The sequence below is a fragment of the Gudongella sp. QWL-04 genome (assembly GCF_058683975.1).
The window spans coordinates 2,006,125-2,021,995 of record NZ_CM178754.1; the positions used below are offsets into that span (position 1 = coordinate 2,006,125).

General features: G+C 42.1%; 13 protein-coding genes. 7 read left to right on the forward strand and 6 right to left on the reverse strand.

What is annotated here, in order from left to right; genetic code table 11:
* Window positions 1–32 precede the first annotated feature (32 nt).
* The 3 genes from AC4PHB_RS09965 to AC4PHB_RS09975 all read left to right on the forward strand — a co-directional run bounded on the left by AC4PHB_RS09965 (window position 33) and on the right by AC4PHB_RS09975 (window position 3,442).
* Window positions 33–617, forward strand: coding sequence for a TVP38/TMEM64 family protein (locus AC4PHB_RS09965; protein WP_492136281.1), 585 nt, complete (start codon window positions 33–35; stop codon window positions 615–617).
* A 67-nt stretch (window positions 618–684) separates the two neighbouring features.
* Window positions 685–2,835, forward strand: coding sequence for a glycosyltransferase (locus AC4PHB_RS09970; protein WP_492136282.1), 2,151 nt, complete (start codon window positions 685–687; stop codon window positions 2,833–2,835).
* Window positions 2,819–3,442 (forward strand): lysophospholipid acyltransferase family protein, encoded by a 624-nt coding sequence (locus tag AC4PHB_RS09975; RefSeq protein ID WP_492136283.1) that lies wholly within the window; start codon window positions 2,819–2,821, stop codon window positions 3,440–3,442. Before AC4PHB_RS09970 ends, AC4PHB_RS09975 begins: the two co-directional genes overlap by 17 nt.
* Window positions 3,443–3,524: 82 nt before the next feature.
* Here AC4PHB_RS09975 and AC4PHB_RS09980 read toward each other — a convergent pair whose 3' ends face one another.
* From AC4PHB_RS09980 to AC4PHB_RS10005, 6 genes are all read right to left on the reverse strand, one after another.
* Window positions 3,525–5,147, reverse strand: coding sequence for a hypothetical protein (locus AC4PHB_RS09980; RefSeq protein ID WP_492136284.1), 1,623 nt, complete (start codon window positions 5,145–5,147; stop codon window positions 3,525–3,527).
* Between the two features lie 158 nt (window positions 5,148–5,305).
* The gene (locus AC4PHB_RS09985; RefSeq protein WP_492136285.1) at window positions 5,306–6,541 is read right to left on the reverse strand and encodes a cysteine desulfurase-like protein; all 1,236 of its coding nucleotides are present in this window, start codon (window positions 6,539–6,541) and stop codon (window positions 5,306–5,308) included.
* A gap of 114 nt (window positions 6,542–6,655) precedes the next feature.
* Window positions 6,656–7,936 carry a phosphopyruvate hydratase gene (gene eno / locus AC4PHB_RS09990; protein ID WP_492136286.1) on the reverse strand — a complete coding sequence of 427 codons (1,281 nt, stop codon included), beginning with the start codon at window positions 7,934–7,936 and terminating at the stop codon, window positions 6,656–6,658.
* 15 nt (window positions 7,937–7,951) lie between these two features.
* Window positions 7,952–9,364 (reverse strand): glycerate kinase type-2 family protein, encoded by a 1,413-nt coding sequence (locus AC4PHB_RS09995; RefSeq protein WP_492136287.1) that lies wholly within the window; start codon window positions 9,362–9,364, stop codon window positions 7,952–7,954.
* Window positions 9,365–9,548: 184 nt separating this feature from the next.
* Window positions 9,549–10,694 (reverse strand): aminotransferase class I/II-fold pyridoxal phosphate-dependent enzyme, encoded by a 1,146-nt coding sequence (locus AC4PHB_RS10000; protein WP_492136288.1) that lies wholly within the window; start codon window positions 10,692–10,694, stop codon window positions 9,549–9,551.
* 159 nt (window positions 10,695–10,853) lie between these two features.
* A complete protein-coding gene (locus AC4PHB_RS10005) occupies window positions 10,854–12,500 on the reverse strand; it encodes a hypothetical protein (RefSeq protein WP_492136289.1) in 1,647 nt (548 codons plus the stop codon).
* A 634-nt stretch (window positions 12,501–13,134) separates the two neighbouring features.
* Here AC4PHB_RS10005 and AC4PHB_RS10010 point away from each other — a divergent pair.
* The 4 genes from AC4PHB_RS10010 (at window position 13,135) to AC4PHB_RS10025 (ending at window position 15,812) form a co-directional block, all read left to right on the forward strand.
* Window positions 13,135–13,710: a helix-turn-helix domain-containing protein gene (locus AC4PHB_RS10010; protein WP_492136290.1), complete on the forward strand. Its 576-nt coding sequence runs from the start codon at window positions 13,135–13,137 to the stop codon at window positions 13,708–13,710.
* Window positions 13,711–13,781: 71 nt separating this feature from the next.
* Window positions 13,782–14,123 (forward strand): hypothetical protein, encoded by a 342-nt coding sequence (locus tag AC4PHB_RS10015; RefSeq protein ID WP_492136291.1) that lies wholly within the window; start codon window positions 13,782–13,784, stop codon window positions 14,121–14,123.
* Window positions 14,120–14,929: a ParA family protein gene (locus tag AC4PHB_RS10020; RefSeq protein ID WP_492136292.1), complete on the forward strand. Its 810-nt coding sequence runs from the start codon at window positions 14,120–14,122 to the stop codon at window positions 14,927–14,929. Before AC4PHB_RS10015 ends, AC4PHB_RS10020 begins: the two co-directional genes overlap by 4 nt.
* Complete coding sequence (locus tag AC4PHB_RS10025; RefSeq protein WP_492136293.1) at window positions 14,886–15,812, forward strand: ParB/RepB/Spo0J family partition protein; 927 nt, start codon at window positions 14,886–14,888, stop codon at window positions 15,810–15,812. Before AC4PHB_RS10020 ends, AC4PHB_RS10025 begins: the two co-directional genes overlap by 44 nt.
* The last annotated feature ends 59 nt before the right edge of the window (window positions 15,813–15,871 follow it).

Below are 15,871 nucleotides of genomic sequence, written 5' to 3' on the forward strand. Positions count from 1 at the left end.
AATATGGAGTTTGATGTTTTGCCATGAAAAATATGAACAAATTGATCAGTGTTGGACTATTAATATCTCTTATAGCTATTGGAGTTTTTGCATCTAATTTATACAAGCAGGGTGTACTTGATTCCGCTACATCCTTTGAGAAGTATCTCGAAGGCTTTGGAGCTTGGGAAGCATTGGTGTTTATTATAATTCAGATCATTCAAGTTATGGTTCCTTTTATGCCTACTACCCTTGGAGGAATTGTTGGGATTGTTCTTTTTGGGCCATTTTTAGGATTTTTATACAATTACTTGGCAATATGCACAGGGTCTTGTATAAATTTTGCTTTATCCAGAAAATTTGGATTGTCCATAACAAAGAAAATGATAGGCAAATCGTTGCTTGAAAAGAACCTTGAGTTAATAAGTGACCAAGATAAATTTAATAAGGTATTCACCGCAGCTATATTCCTGCCTGGAGCTCCTGACGACTATTTGTGCTATCTGGCGGGCTTGACTAAAATGAAGTTCAGTTATTTCCTTAGAGTTATAGTTATGGGAAAGCCACTCTCAATAGCAATTTTTAGTTTTGGAGCTACTGCAATTTTTCATTTTATAATGGCATTATTGAGAAAATAAGATCAGAAAGCGGTGTTCTATTTTGAAGCGAGTTGTTCTAAAAAGGGTAATAGCGGTACTGATTTTTATGATTATAATCAGCAGCATTTATAAGATATACCTCCATTTAGATGAGACTGACTTTAAAGATCATAACTTCATAAATATTCATTCTTTGAAAGAATCCGACCAGGATGGACCTTTCTCATTTGCAGTCGTGAGCTCTATTAAGAACTCAAATGACGTTTTTAGAGATAAAATAATACCACAGATCAATGGGCGTCAAGATATAGACTTTCTAATTTCCACAGGCGATTCAGTGTTGGATGGTGCAGAAGAGAAATATCGAATTTTAAATAAGACTCTAAAATCCTTGAATAGTCCTAGTATTATTGGTATTGGTGGCAATGAGGTGTCTGATAACGGGTACATGAGGTATTACAAGCATTTCGGTCCATCTTACTTTTCATTCTTTTATGATAAAACCTACTTCATTTTTCTTGATTCAACAGAAATTACATCCCTTGAGATTCAAGAAAGCTGGTTAATCGAAGAGCTAAACAAAGCCTCAAAATACGATAATATATTTGTGGTGATGGATAAATTCCCAATTAATAATGGCAATAACAAAGAGATAGATTACTTAGGCGGATTGACCCGGCTATTTTCAGATTATGGGGTTACTTCAGTATTTTATACTGGAGATTCTTACAGTGAAAGAATAATCGAGAACGTCAGGTACTACTCCAATGGTAAAGCAGGCGGTATTGCTGATAGCGTTGATTATGGCTACTTGATTTGTCATGTATCAGGGAGCTCAACATCTCTGGAGTACATGAAGGTTACTCCAAGTTCCTCAAGCCCTCTGGTTAGAGCTTGGGTTGGACTTTGGTATGGTATACGCTCCTTATTTTTTGTGCAATTCAGTAATATAGTAATAGTCTTGTCACTTTCCCTAATTTTCAGCTTGGCAATATATGACAAAATATCTAAGGATACAGACTACTATAGAGACTTTTCAGTTGAAAGCAAAGATCAATTCTCAAACCGAACTCTTACAATTGCGATGTTCACAAACAATTACCTGCCATTTATTGGGGGTGTTCCTATCTCTATCCATAGGTTCGCAGGAGCTCTAAGGAGATTGGGTCATAGGGTTGTTATATTTTCTCCTGAGTATCCTTCTGGCAATGGTCTTTATGAGGATGTAGTCCGTTGTCCATTATTAAAATATAGTAAAACAGGTAATTTTAATTTTGCAATCGCTAATATATATTCTCCGTTTATCAAAAAGGAATTCAGTAAGTACGAGTTTGATATCGTCCATGTCCATCATGCATTTTGGATGGGTAAAAAGGGCTTAAATCTCGGAATAAAAGGAGCTATTCCCGTTGTATTGACATATCATACAAGACTTGAAAAATACTCTGAGAACCTTCCATTTGGGAAATTGATTTTCAAAAATTATTTGTCTCATAAAATGATAAAGAGATTTGCACAAAAATGTGATGGAGTAATAGCTCCAACACAATCTGCTAAAGAGTACTTGGAGAATGTTGGCGTAAGCAGACTTAAGCTTGTAATGCCAACTGGAATCGATATCGATTCATACCTTAATGCGGATATAGCAAACGTAAATAATATTAGAAATAGGTATGTTAATGAGGATGAAGTTCTATTATGCTCTGTTTTTAGGCTTTCGCCCGAAAAGAATGCTGAGTTTATAGTCGATGGTATTAAAATGGTTTCTGATATAACGAAAACTAAATTTAAGTGCATAATTATAGGCGATGGTCCTGAGAAAGAAGCTCTGACTGATAAAATAAACAATATTGGGATGAGCCAACATATAATACTTTGTGGGAGTATTCCACCGGAGCTTATTCCACTATATTACCTTGCGTCCGATTTATTTGTCTTCTCATCGCAGTCAGAAACTCAAGGAATGGTATTGCTTGAAGCCATGGCTGGAGGCTGCCCTGTCGTATGTATAAGATCCAGCGGCACAGATGACGTGGTAGTAGATCAGATAAATGGCTTTAAAACAGCTCCTGACCTAGTAGAGTGGTCAGATAAGGTGTCTATATTGGTAGATGATCAAATTCTCCGTTCTCAACTTGCCTCTAATGCTGAGGTTTTCGCTCATAGCTACTCTATTGAGGCATTAACGGAGAAGTTAGCTGCCTTTTATAAGACTGTGATATTGCAGAAGGAGAATCACAATGAAAAAAACATTTAAAAACATAATTTCTGATTTTGTTTCCAGTATTATGTATAAATATATAAGTTTCGTATATAAAACCAGTAAACTTGATTACATTGGGTTTGATGGGATTGAGAGTCTTGCTAGAGAATGCGTCGTTTTTGCATTCTGGCATGGTGATAGTTTTTCCCTATACCCTGCATTGAATGGGCGAAACTTATTGGTCATTACGACCAAGGATAGAAGAGGGGATTTTATTGCTGAGACATGTCAGAAATTTGGTTATGGCAATTATCGAATGCCAGATACCAGCAATAGCAAAGGTACATATGTACTAGGTCTAGTCAGGAGGATGTCTGGAGATAACTCTGATTTAGCCATTTCGCTCGATGGTCCCCTTGGTCCTTATCATGTACCGAAAATTTTTCCTTTTGCAATCGCTTACTTACTGAAACGAAGCATAATACCAATTTCAGTAACTATCGGAAGGAAAATAGTACTTAAAAATCGATGGGATAATTTCAAAATACCTCTTCCATATAATAAAATAACAGTTACATTTCACGATAATGTTACCCTCGCAAAAAATGATAAGGAGGAGGATTTTATTTCTGTGATCAATATAATTAAGGAATATGAGTAGACCTGACTGTCGTAGAAACATAAAAGCAAATCCTTGGAATTCGGATCTGCTTTTTTCTTACATATTATTAACTTAATAAGTATTAATCTGATATTTTTGTGAAGTCAAGTTTAACATTAAACTCCTGCTCCCAAATCACTCCACTCATATAGCCACTGCCTTTCACCGTGCCTTCTGAATCTTTGAATACTACATTTACAACCCAGGCTTCCTCTTCATAATGTAGAGTATTAGTGCTCTCATCGTAGGACATATTTGTATAATCATCGTCGTCAGATGTCCATCTAACTATGTTGTTGCCTCTGTCTGTTAAGGTTACTGTCAAGGAGTCAGTTCCCCCGTCTTCAGCTGTAGTGACAACATTATATTTACCAAAAATACTAAATTCATTATTGGTTGATGAGGGAACTTCTTCTGCTACATTTCCTGCTTCGGTTGGTATGACTCCTGAAATCCCTTCACTGCTTTCAATTTTTCCCATCTCTGATATAAGGATCTCCATTTCCTTCCATACACTATCTAGGTCCACAGAATCCTTATATTCTTTCACTAGATCCTTAATAGTTTTAGTCTCTTCTGGGAATACATACCCTATTGCCACCAGTGCTGATTTGAGGGCCTCTTTGCCTGCGCTGTCAAGGATCCGTGCTGTAACGTCGCCATTATCCACCTTTACTCCCATGAACTTACCCTCATAGAACCAGTCTACCAGCGAATCTCCGATATATGACAACTGCTCACCTGTTTCCGCTGCATTGAAGCCAGCTAGTCCAACCACTGCTGAAATCGGAGCCAGCTTATCCTTAAGGTCATTGAAGCCTACTGTTACTTGGTTGTTTTCACCGAGGATTATGCTGCTTCCTGTTGCACCGATATCTACTATGCAGTCAGCACCGCCAACGATTACACCTGTCGCAGTACCTAGAGTCATACTGCTGCTTCCTAAGGCAGTTACCGTTCCTCCTCCGGTGACTATGGTGCCTACAACGAATACTCCTACCTTGCTCGCTGTCTTAACGCCTTGAAGATAATTTATGCTCTCAGTCCAGGCATTTACATCTGCCTCTGCTTCCTCAAGCGCTGCTGAATCGCGGATTATCTTTTGTGCCAGAGCCATCTGCTCATATGCTGTTCTTGCGTCCGTTCCCAGCTGACTTGCCAGCTGCTGGTACCTTTGACCACCTCTAAGAGCATCGTATTGCTTGGTCAGATTTTCTGCCCAGGTTTGCGGGTCAAGCTTTCTCGCTGTACCTGCTGCATATGCTATGGATCCAGAGCTCTTTGAAAGCCTTATTATCCTTTTAAGTACTGAGTTTGCATTCAGTTCATTATTGCTCTTATTTATGCTTGCCGTCTCAAGAACCTTCACAGCTCTATTTGTAAGATCCTCCGCGGCTGCAGACAAAGCCTCTGCATTCTCCCATGTAAGAAGCACCTCGTCAGCCATCTGTGCCAGCTCCTCCATGGTCATCGAAGAAGGATCTAGTGACATATAGATTTCTGTGGCAAGCCTGGCGTGTATGTACTGCTTCAGGGCAATCGTAGTAGCTTCATTGGCTGCCTGGAGAGATTCCGGCTCAGGATCTCTTCCTACAGTTACTGGTTCAAGTTCTTTACTAACATTAGTTGTCTCCGGTGAGCCGCATGCACTTAGGCTAAGAATAATTGCAAAAGCAAGCATCATCGAAATTATTCGGTTTCTCATAGACTGGATCCTCCCTGTGTTTGTTTATGTTTAGACCTCTTGGAACGATTTTATCAAAATGATCAACCCACTTACACATATTTTTTAAGTTTGTCACGGTGATGACAAAAGCAGCCCTGGAAGCTTATTCGCAGGACTGCTCTATTGATCATCAAAGGTTATTTAGCTATTAGCTCTTTTACTGCCTTTATGAATTCATCGATCTCTTCTTCTGTGTTGTATGGCTCGAACCCGGCCCTTATCCAGCCCCCGTTTTCGTTGATACCAAGTACTTCAGCCAATGTACTTGCATAGAAATGACCGTGGGCAACGAATATCGAGTAGTTTTCAATAATCCACCTAACTGCATCACCTGAGTTCATACCTTCAATGGTAAAAGATACAGTCGGAGTTTTCCTGACGTCGTCAGGAGCCTGATATAGCTTTATTTGGGGAATCTCTTTAAGTGCACTTCTAAGCTTATCTGCGAGGAAGTTTTCATATTCTTCCATGACCTCATAGCCTGAAATGATCCTTTCTCTTCTAGTCTCGCCCTTTCCAAAGGATGCAATAAACTCAACTGCAGGCTCTATCCCTGCTATGCCTTCGTGGTTTTGGGTTCCAAGCTCCAGTTTGAAAGGGATGTCGTCCATCGCACAGACAAGCTTGTACGCTTTGAGGGACTCGAGAAGCTCCTTCTTGATTATTGCTGCTCCCATATGGGGTCCAAAGAACTTATAGGTCGAGCAGAAAAGTATGTCAGCGTCGTAATAGTCTCTGTCGACGTATATATGAGGAACGGCCTGTACTGCATCAAGTGAGAATAATGCTCCAACTTCTTTGGCTCTCAAGCTGATTCTCTTGGCATCGTTGACAGTTCCTACACCATTTGAAGCCAGTCCAGCGGCCACCAGGACGGTCTTTTCGTTGATTACTGATTCAAGCTCTGAGAGGTCAAGAGTTAGCGTATTTAAATCTACCTTAAGCCATCTAACCGTTACTCCCTTGTCCTTTGCAGCAGTTAGCCAAGGGTCAACGTTACATCTGTGGTCCATTTCTGTGACTACGATCTCATCTCCAGGCTTCCAGTCCAGGCTTATGGACCTTGCTATGTTAAATGCCAGATTTGTTGAGCTGGGACCATATGCGACTTCCTCCCAATTTGCATTGACAAGGTCAGCGATAGCTTTTTTTCCATCAATTATGTACTGGTCAGTTTCGATGCTTGACGCAAATGGCTGATGAACATTGGCCCCACCATTCTTCATATAGTTGGCGATCGCTTCTATTGAGGTACCTACTACCTGAGATCCTCCAGGTCCGTCAAAGTACGCTACTGTTTTGCCTTTGTAGGTTCTCTTTAGTGCAGGGAAAAGCTGTCTTACCGCATTGATTGGATAGTTTCCTGAATACATTAGAACCAACTCCTTAATGTTGTATTGATTATATCTTATCTTTGGTTTTTGAGTTATGCAAACCATTTAATTTATTCTTGATAAAAAGCAGTGGGGACAGTCCCCACTGCTTTTTTAAAATCTAATAAATGGGCTGAAATCAAATGGCTTCGATCCAACGATTTCCTCTTCAGCTCTAGTTAAGGTGTTAATGATGTGTATAGCTTGGCCATTTTTCGGTGGTCCTTGCTTTATTGCTGCAGCTCCACCTGCTATTCCCATGTCTGCAACAGGATCATCGTTGACGCCTCCGGCTCGAATTGATGGCACTGAAAACATACCATGATCTATTGCAAATTTCTGGGCTTCCATTGCTTCAGTAACGGTCCCCACTTGGTTTGGCTTAAATACAAAAGATCCACAGGCACCTAGATCCAAGGCTTTCTGCAGGTAGGTTATATTTGTGACAGTCAGATCGTCTCCACATAAGACTGTTTTATTAAGGATCTTAGAGGCTTTTACCCATCCATCCCAGTCATTTTCATCAACAGGGTCCTCTATGTATAGAAAATTATATTTTTCGGTAAGCTCCTTCAACCGACCGAGCATTTCATCCAGATCCATCTCCTTACCAAGGTAATCATATGTGCCTCGTTCTGGTATGTAGATTTCACTAAAAGCACAGTCTGCATGGAAAGCAATTTTGTCCTGGCAGCCAGCTCGTACTGCCGTTTCATACAAAAGGTCAAATGCTACCATGAAGTCAGGACTGGGGCACACAAAAGCAGATTGTATCCCTGGCTCAGCTCTTCTTCCGCCTTGGTATTCCTTTATTACTTCCGGAAGGATCTTGTACATTTTACATAAAATATGAGTCGCCTCTGCTATGCTGTTTACCTTGTAAGGAATGACTGTACATTCCTGCATAGGCATAGTACCCTTTTCGTAGCTTCCCCCTGCGAACATATCAGAAGTTGGAATCGGGATGGTTTTGATCTCGCCTGGATTTAAGTAACGGTATTGTGGAAGTCGAAGAGTGTTGGCTGCAGCACGCATCACGGCTAAGGATACACTGTACGTCACATTTCCCCCTAGCTTTGACTTGTTGGGTGTGCCATCCAGATCACACAAAAAATCGTCCATGGCCTTCTGGTCCATAACGTCCATTCCTTTTATTGCTGGGAACACAGTTTTCTCAGCCATTTCAACTGCTTTGAAAACCCCATTGCCGTCGTGCCAGCTTGGATCATTGTCACGAAGAACAAAGGCTTCATGTTCTCCAGCAGAAATCCCTGAGGGTGAGGACGCACGGCCAAGGATCCCTTCTTCAGTGTAAATGTCGACTTCTAAAATTGGCTTTCCTTTGCAGTCAATTCCTGCTCTTGCTTTTAATGATTTAATGCTTGTATTTTTCATTTTGCTTCCCTTCTTTCAAGATGTAAGTTCTGGAACCCCTGGAATATATAGAACATTGAAATCACAAAGGTTAGTACCCGTATTGCCGGTATATATACATTCCCCTAATGCTGAGAGAGCTTCGTTTACGGCATGTTCTTTCAGTGCTTTTCTTAAGTTGATTCCAGCAGTTAAAGCTCTGTCATATGTTTTAGAGTCCGTCAGACCCCCTGCCATTGTCGTAGTGCCATCAGTCCCTTCAGTATCGATGGAAAGCATACAGGCTCCCGGGGCATCCTTTGCAACAAGTGCAAATCCTGCAGTCAATTCCTGGGAAGGACCGCCGTGTCCCTTGATTGCTTGGTTATCAGGGATATAAGTTGTCGTTTCTCCTCCAGAAAATATTAGACATGGCTGCTTGAAGGGCCTGTCATTCTTAAGTATCTCCTTTGCCAGACCAGCCATGAAGGCACCATAGTCTTTACTTTCACCCTCTGCATAGGTGGTCAGGACCTCAGCATAGATGCCCATTTCTGCTGCAACCTCCAATGCACAATTACATGCGTCCGGTAATGTATTTATAACATAATAGGTTACATTTCCAGCCGTTTTAGGGGTCTCTTGTTCAGTTTTGGCGTTTATTAGGTAGTTCACTACGTTTGTAGGCATTTTGCCCAGAAGGTCGTGCTCTTCAAGAATCTTAATAATATCTCCAAATGTTACCAAATCATAGCCTACAGGTGTGCCCATGATCGGTACCGGTTTTGTATAATCTTCCATTTCATCAAGTCCAACTGCATCCCAGATCTCGAAGCATTCTATTTGTGTTCCCTTCGTAATACGTTGGCCAAGTCTGCCCCTGTTCATTTGGCAGAGGTGCCCTCGAACATCGTTTATGTCCATGACCCACATTCCTGACTTTATCATTAAATCTGTTGCTTCCTGCATTTCCTCCAAAGTGATCCCCTCAACAGGATATCCCATTAAGGCTGTACAACCCCCTGAAAGACCTACAAGGAATAGGTCATCAGATTCCATTTGATCGGCTATTGATAATATCCTTTTACAACCTTCAACCCCTTCCAGGTTAGGTAGAGGATGGCCGCCCACATATAATTCAGTTCGTTGATAAATATCAGTAGGTTCTTTGATTTTGACAATTACTACGCCCTGGGTAAGCCTGTCTCCAAGGATATCCTCAAAGGCATGTGCCATGTTGTTTGAAGCCTTACCGGCACAAAAAACGTATATCCTCTTATATTCGTCCAGATTTAGCACTCTATCTCCGATATGCAGTATATTACCTTCCCTGCATATAAAGCTTCTCAGTCGATGGTAGGAGTCCAGGCGTTTCAGTACTTCATCTGTAATTTTCAAGACTACTCTACGGGATTCAATGTCTCCATGTGACAACAGTTCATCTGCATTTTTTATTTTAGTGAATTTCATGAATACGTCCTCCCAATCATTCTGTATTGTAAAGACTGATCTGTGATTATTATTGCAGGTTCATTAACTTACATTGCAATCTAAGAAAATTCTAACAAATCTACACTAGCTTTACAACCATGTGACTAATCGAAAACAAAAGCAGATCCGATTTTTAAGGGATCTGCTTTTTAAATAGCTGTGATTATCTGTTCTCTAGTGTTTTAAGATAACTGCTAAATGCATCTAAGCTCGCTTTTAGCTTTTCTTGATCTATATATCCGCCGTATCCGATGCGGAATGCAGGTTCCTCGTCGAAGCAAGCTCCGTGGCATACTAGTATCTTAGCTTTTTCCATTGCATCTACGGCTAAATCAGTGGATGAAATATTGTAGTCATAACGAACGAGGCAGGTAGTGCCCTTTGCATCTCCGCGAAGGCTTAAATGAGGCTGAGTTTTTACCCAGTTATATACTATCTCTTTATTTGGCAGGAGTATATTTCTGGCTCTTTCCCATACCTTTTCATAATTTTCCAGTGCAATAGCTGCTATGGTCTCATCAATCAGTCCACAGCAGATAGTGTTGTAGGATCTTCTGTTCTCAAAGTTTCTATAAGCATCTTTATCCTTCGTAATTATCCAGCCAATTCGAGTTCCAGCCATTGAAAACATTTTGGACATACTGCTTACGCTTATCGCTTTATCATACCCAAAGTCAAGTATAGAAGGCATATAGGTTTCATCAAGACCTCTATAGATTTCGTCGCATAAAATATAAGCATCAACACTTTTAGCTATATCTGCGAGTTCTTGAAGACCGTCTTCATATAATGTCGCTCCCGTAGGATTGTTGGGATTGGAAAGTGCTATGAGTTTCGTATTTTTATCAACCGTTTTTCTGAGTGTATCCATATTGAGCAGATAGTCGTCTTCCTCTTTAAGTTGAACTATCCTGGTTTCGATACCGATCGATTTTGGAATATCATAGTGCTGCTGATATGTAGGCTTTACGACTACGATGTTGTCACCTTTTTCAAGAAGGCCCATGATTACTATATCATTGGCTCCAGTACCGCCGTGAACCATCATGACGTGATCTGGTGAAACGTCTGATTTTGGGTAAATTCCGGCAACTGCTTTCTTTATTCTGGGAGAACCTGTAGAATCTCCATGGTGGTAGTGAAGACTGACTGTCCTCATTTCTTCCAAAAACTTGTCTTCGTCCTGGCCAGTAACTCTGAAAAGTTCATCCATAGTCATTGCTCTTACACAGCTTGTACCTAAATTGTGTTCTGCCTTTGAATCCATAGGATTCAACCACTGCTCAACCAAAAAATCTGCTAAAATCATAACCTCTCCCCCTTCTATTTTATAACATATGCCGCTTAATTCATATTATACTCCATCTGTAGTTTATTTCAAATGCCAATATTCAGAAAACAAAGATAAATGATAAGCACCAGGAACCGTCCGTCCCTGGTGCTTATTCGAAATTCTTACTAATTTTCATCAATCAGAGGTCTTAGTTAAAGATAAAATCCTCATTTGGTAAGTACCCGAGATAGTCTCTTCGGAAGTTCCCACTCCCAGCACATCCTCATCCCATGGATCGAATGTTACATCAACATTTACTCCCTGACTGGATCCTATTATTCTTCTGCTTTCCTGGTCATAGGGGAGTATCAGCTGTCTTCCATCCAAATGAGTCCAAATAATATTTCCATCGCCGTTATCACCAATGGTTATAGATCCGGCAACTCGGTCTCCACCATCCTTGTTGGTGGAGACGATGGAGTATGTACCTAATAAGCTTAACTTCCCGACTGCGAATCCGGATGCTCCCGGGATCTGGGGTTCTTCTTCCTTAGGTGCTTCATCAGCCGGAGGTTGATTCCCTGTTACCCCACCATTGCTGGCTGAATTTTCCAGCTCAGACAGTTTGGAGTCCAGGACCTTCAATCTCTCTTCTATTGTCTGTGGATCTATCCCCAGCTCCTGCATTATATCCTCAAGTTTTTCAGAGGTCTCGGGAAAAACATAGCCAGCTGTTTCTAAGGCTGATTTAAGCGCTTCAACTCCTACACTGTCGAAGATCCGTGCAGTTACGGTCCCGCCATCCACCTTGACTCCCATGACCTTGCCCTCAAAAAACCAGTCCGCCAGTGTATCTCCAATATATGAAAGCTGTTCTCCTGTCTCAGCAGCGTTAAAGGATGCAAGACCTACCACTGCAGATACAGGCGCTAGCTTTTCTTTCACATCATCAAAACCAACCGTCACTTGATGGTTTTCGCCTAGAATGATATTGCTGCCAGTAGCTGCTATATCAACAATGCAATCAGTGCCGCCTACGATTACTCCCGCAGTAGTTCCAAGTGTCATGCTGCTGGTTCCAAGAGCTGCTATGCTCCCTCCTCCGGTTACAATCGTACCCACCACGAAGACGCCGACTTTGCTGGCAGTCTTTGTTGCCTGTGCAGCCTTGGTCATTTTATCCCAGAATGCAGCATCCTCAGTCGCTTGGCCATGAATAATACTCTGGGCAAGCTGCATTTGTTCAAAGGCAGATTTAGCATCTGTTCCAAGCTGCTGAGCCAGCTGTTTATACAGCTGAGCTCCTTTCAGGGCATCAAATTGTTTTGTCAGATTTTCTGCCCAAATCTGCGAGCCAAGTTTTTTTGGATCTGCTGCAAGGCCGTAGAATTGAAGTCCGGAAGGGATAGACGCAAGGCTCATTAGCTGAAGCTTATGTCTGCCAATCAAGGATTCTTGTTTTGATACTGATATCTCGAGAATTTTTTCTGCTTTGCTGCTAATCTCCTCTGCGGCCAGTGAATACTGCTCTGCATTTTCCCATATTACCAGGAGCTCGTCAACAATATCTGAGACTTCCTCCATTGTCGTCGATGAGGAATCTAAAGTCAAAAATTTCTCCGTCGCAAGTCTGGCGTAGATATACTGTCTAAGAGCAACTGTTGTTGCTTCATTTGCTACTTTAAGCGACTCTGGTTCAGGCTCCCGTTCTACGGTTATTGGTTCTAATTCCTCAGCTTCATTAGTGGTGTCCTGTGAACCGCATGCACTTAGGCTTAGTATCATTGTGGCTGCTAGTGTAAGCGCTATGAATCGCTTAAATAGGTCTTTGAATTTTCTCACTGCCCTTGACCCCCTCTGTAATTATTGATATTTTAATATCTTAGAATTATCTTATCAAAACAAATTATCGATAAACACATATTTTTTTAGTTTGGCACAAGCGTGACAATATGACCTTTAATCGGCAGAGAAGTTTGATTTTTTAAGGTTTTTTATTTATATCAAATGGCAATGTTCAAAAATCAAAAACAAATTAAAGCACAGTTATCTCAGTAGACAACTGTGCTTTAATATCTGGCGGAGAAGGAGGGATTTGAACCCTCGCGCCGCGTTAACGACCTACCGCTTTTCGAGACGTTCCCTCCATTCATAACCAAGTGGAATTTAGCGGATCTTGATAGAAGATAGAAAAACGTAAAACGCAGTCATATCAAGGGTTGCACCGATTCGAAAGTCCAAAAAAGCCCCGAAACCGTTGGGTTCGAATGCTTGCCGGATACCCCCGATTTTGGGCAAAAAAGAGCACTTTTTTGGAAAAAAGAGAGAACTAGGAGAGAACTGAAACACTTGGGGCATAAGGCGCTCCGGTTTTATGATAATTCTCAGGAGAGAACTGAAACCCATTATTTATCGTTTATCAATAAAAATCATGGTTCACCTGCCGTTGACAGTCAAAAAAGAAAGGGTGAAATCCATGAAGAAAAAGAACAAATATACGTACCTTTTTAAACTGTATCCGCCCATTATAACCAAGGATCAGTTTTACAGAATCTGCAATATCAGCAAAAAAACCGCTGCCCATTTGCTGGACAACGGTCTTGTCCCCTGTGTGAGCAGTGGCAAGAAAACAAGGAAATACAAAATCAAGTTGGAGGACGTCATCGAGTATTTGGAATCAAGAGAAAAAGATCCCGGACGATATGCTGCCCCATCCGGATGGTACAAGACCTATGGTAAACCTGATGAGAAGGATCTCTTGATGACACCTGCGAATATCCGAAGAATCAGTGCTCATTATCTAAAGAAGCTATCCAAGTATCCAGATGTTCTCAGTGTCAATCAGTTATCCAGCCTTACCGGGTATTCAACCACTACCTTACTGAAATGGATCAATAAGGGCGCAATTAAACACTTGGATATGGGAAATCGCTACTTAGTACCCAAGGAGTGGCTTCTTGAATTTCTATCTGGTCCCGAATTCATGAAGGCACGCATTCCTTCAAAATATGGAGAAGAACAAATCAAGAAGATTTTCAAAAGCAAGGATTAACAATAATCAATGCTATTCAAGCCGTCACCTGGTGTGGCGGTTTTATTTTGCCAAAATTTAAGGAGGTCGCCATGAAAGAAACCTTTAATCAACGCTACAGACAAGTCTGCCAAGTAGCTGAGCAGCAAGGCGAAGCTTTTGCCGAGGTTGTATCTGGATCATTTGATGATCTTGATAGCCTGGGCGAATTCGTCGATACCCTTTTCTACATGCATTCCATCACGGATGATGAGCAATTCGCTGTTTTCCTTGGGATGATGTACGAGATCATGGGCAGCCAGATGCCTGAAGAGATCGACTGCCAAATTGTCATGGAACAGAGGCCCATCATTTTTTACAGCTGCTTCCTGTCCTCATTCCTGACAGGAATTTTGAATCGGATCGGAGGTGATTTTCCTTGCCCTGTAATGTGATCGCTATCGCCAATCAGAAAGGTGGAGTCGGCAAGACCACCACCTGCACCAATCTGGGCATCGGATTGGCCACTGAAGGCAAGAAGGTCTTGCTTGTAGATTGCGATCCTCAGGGTAGCCTGACGATTAGTTTGGGTCATTCTCAACCGGATCAACTGCCAGTGACACTCTCCTCTGTCTTAGGAAAGACTTTGAATGACACAGCACTTTCTCCCCAGGAAGGCATTTTGCATCATCCTGAAGGTGTTGATCTAGTGCCCGCCAATATTGAACTGTCTGGACTTGAGGTCTCATTGGTCAATGTAATGAGCCGGGAAAAGATTCTGAAACAGTATCTTGATGAAATTAAACCCGGTTATGACTATATCCTGATAGACTGTATGCCCTCTCTTGGTATGCTGACGGTCAATACACTGGCAGCTGCTGACAGTGTGCTAATCCCAGTACAGGCTCAATATCTATCCGCCAAAGGTCTGGAGCAGCTACTTCAAACCATCAACAAAGTCCGCAAGCAAATCAATCCCAAGTTGAAAATAGACGGCATCCTGCTGACTATGGTAGATAGCCGGACCAATGACGCCAGGGAAATCAGTGCTCTTTTACGGGAAACCTACGGAACTAAGCTGAAGGTGTTTGACTCGGCCATCCCCCACTCTGTCCGGGCGGCAGAAACTGCTTCCTATGGGAAAAGTATCTTTGCCCATGATCCCAAGGGTAAAGTGGCAGAAGCCTACAAAAATCTGACGAAGGAGGTGATGAAGCTTGAAACCCAGCGACAGAAAGCTAAATCTGACCTCCTACGATGAGATCTTTCAGACCGAAGAAACCAGGATCGAAGCAACCCAGGAGAAGGTCATCGATATTCCTTTGACAGATTTGCATCCGTTCAAGAATCATCCCTTCAAGGTAACAGATGACGAATCTATGCTGGAGACCGCCGAGAGTATCACCAAACACGGAGTCCTGGTGCCGGTCATCGCCCGTCCCCGTGAAGATGGTGGATATGAGTTGATCTCCGGCCACCGTCGCAAGCGTGCCAGTGAGTTGGCCGGTAAGGAGACGCTCCCGTGTATTGTCCGCAATCTCGACGATGACGCTGCCACCATTATCATGGTTGACAGCAATATTCAGCGTGAAAATATTCTACCCAGTGAACGTGCCTATGCTTACAAGTTGAAACTGGAAGCGATAAAACATCAGGGACAGCGCAATGATTTAACTTTGGGCCAAATTGGCACGAGGTCAAGAGCTGACGAGAAATTAGCTGATAGTGTCGGTGATAGTGCCAGAAATGTACAGCGTTTTATTCGTCTCACCGAGCTAGTTCCTGAGCTGCTAGATATGGTCGATACCAAGAAGATCGCATTCAATCCTGCTGTAGAGCTCTCTTACCTCATGCCTCATGAACAGGTCCAGCTGATGGAAGCCATAGACATGGAGCAGGCTACACCTTCCTTGTCTCAGGCTCAGCGCCTGAAGAAGTACAGCCAGGATGGCAAACTGACCTTTGATGTTATGACCGCCATCATGTCTGAGGACAAAAAAGGTGAATTAGACAAGGTGACGCTCACAGGCGAGAAGCTCAAGAAGTATTTTCCTAAATCCTATACGCCCCAGCAGATGGAAGAAACCATTATCAAGCTGCTGGAAGGCTGGTCGCGGAAGCGCCAGCAATCACAGGAACGGTAATTCCCCTCCGAAGTGCTTCAATGCGAAGCGCTTTTTTTATTCAACCGGACGAAGGGAGG

Excerpts from the sequence above, each read along its gene's own strand:
- AC4PHB_RS09965 (WP_492136281.1), top strand. The coding sequence starts at position 33 with ATGAACAAATTGATCAGTGTTGGACTATTAATATCTCTTATAGCTATT.
- AC4PHB_RS09970 (WP_492136282.1), top strand. The coding sequence starts at position 685 with ATGATTATAATCAGCAGCATTTATAAGATATACCTCCATTTAGATGAG.
- AC4PHB_RS09975 (WP_492136283.1), top strand. The coding sequence starts at position 2,819 with ATGAAAAAAACATTTAAAAACATAATTTCTGATTTTGTTTCCAGTATT.
- AC4PHB_RS09980 (WP_492136284.1), bottom strand. The coding sequence starts at position 5,147 with ATGAGAAACCGAATAATTTCGATGATGCTTGCTTTTGCAATTATTCTT.
- AC4PHB_RS09985 (WP_492136285.1), bottom strand. The coding sequence starts at position 6,541 with ATGTATTCAGGAAACTATCCAATCAATGCGGTAAGACAGCTTTTCCCT.
- eno (WP_492136286.1), bottom strand. The coding sequence starts at position 7,936 with ATGAAAAATACAAGCATTAAATCATTAAAAGCAAGAGCAGGAATTGAC.
- AC4PHB_RS09995 (WP_492136287.1), bottom strand. The coding sequence starts at position 9,364 with ATGAAATTCACTAAAATAAAAAATGCAGATGAACTGTTGTCACATGGA.
- AC4PHB_RS10000 (WP_492136288.1), bottom strand. The coding sequence starts at position 10,694 with ATGATTTTAGCAGATTTTTTGGTTGAGCAGTGGTTGAATCCTATGGAT.
- AC4PHB_RS10010 (WP_492136290.1), top strand. The coding sequence starts at position 13,135 with ATGAAGAAAAAGAACAAATATACGTACCTTTTTAAACTGTATCCGCCC.
- AC4PHB_RS10015 (WP_492136291.1), top strand. The coding sequence starts at position 13,782 with ATGAAAGAAACCTTTAATCAACGCTACAGACAAGTCTGCCAAGTAGCT.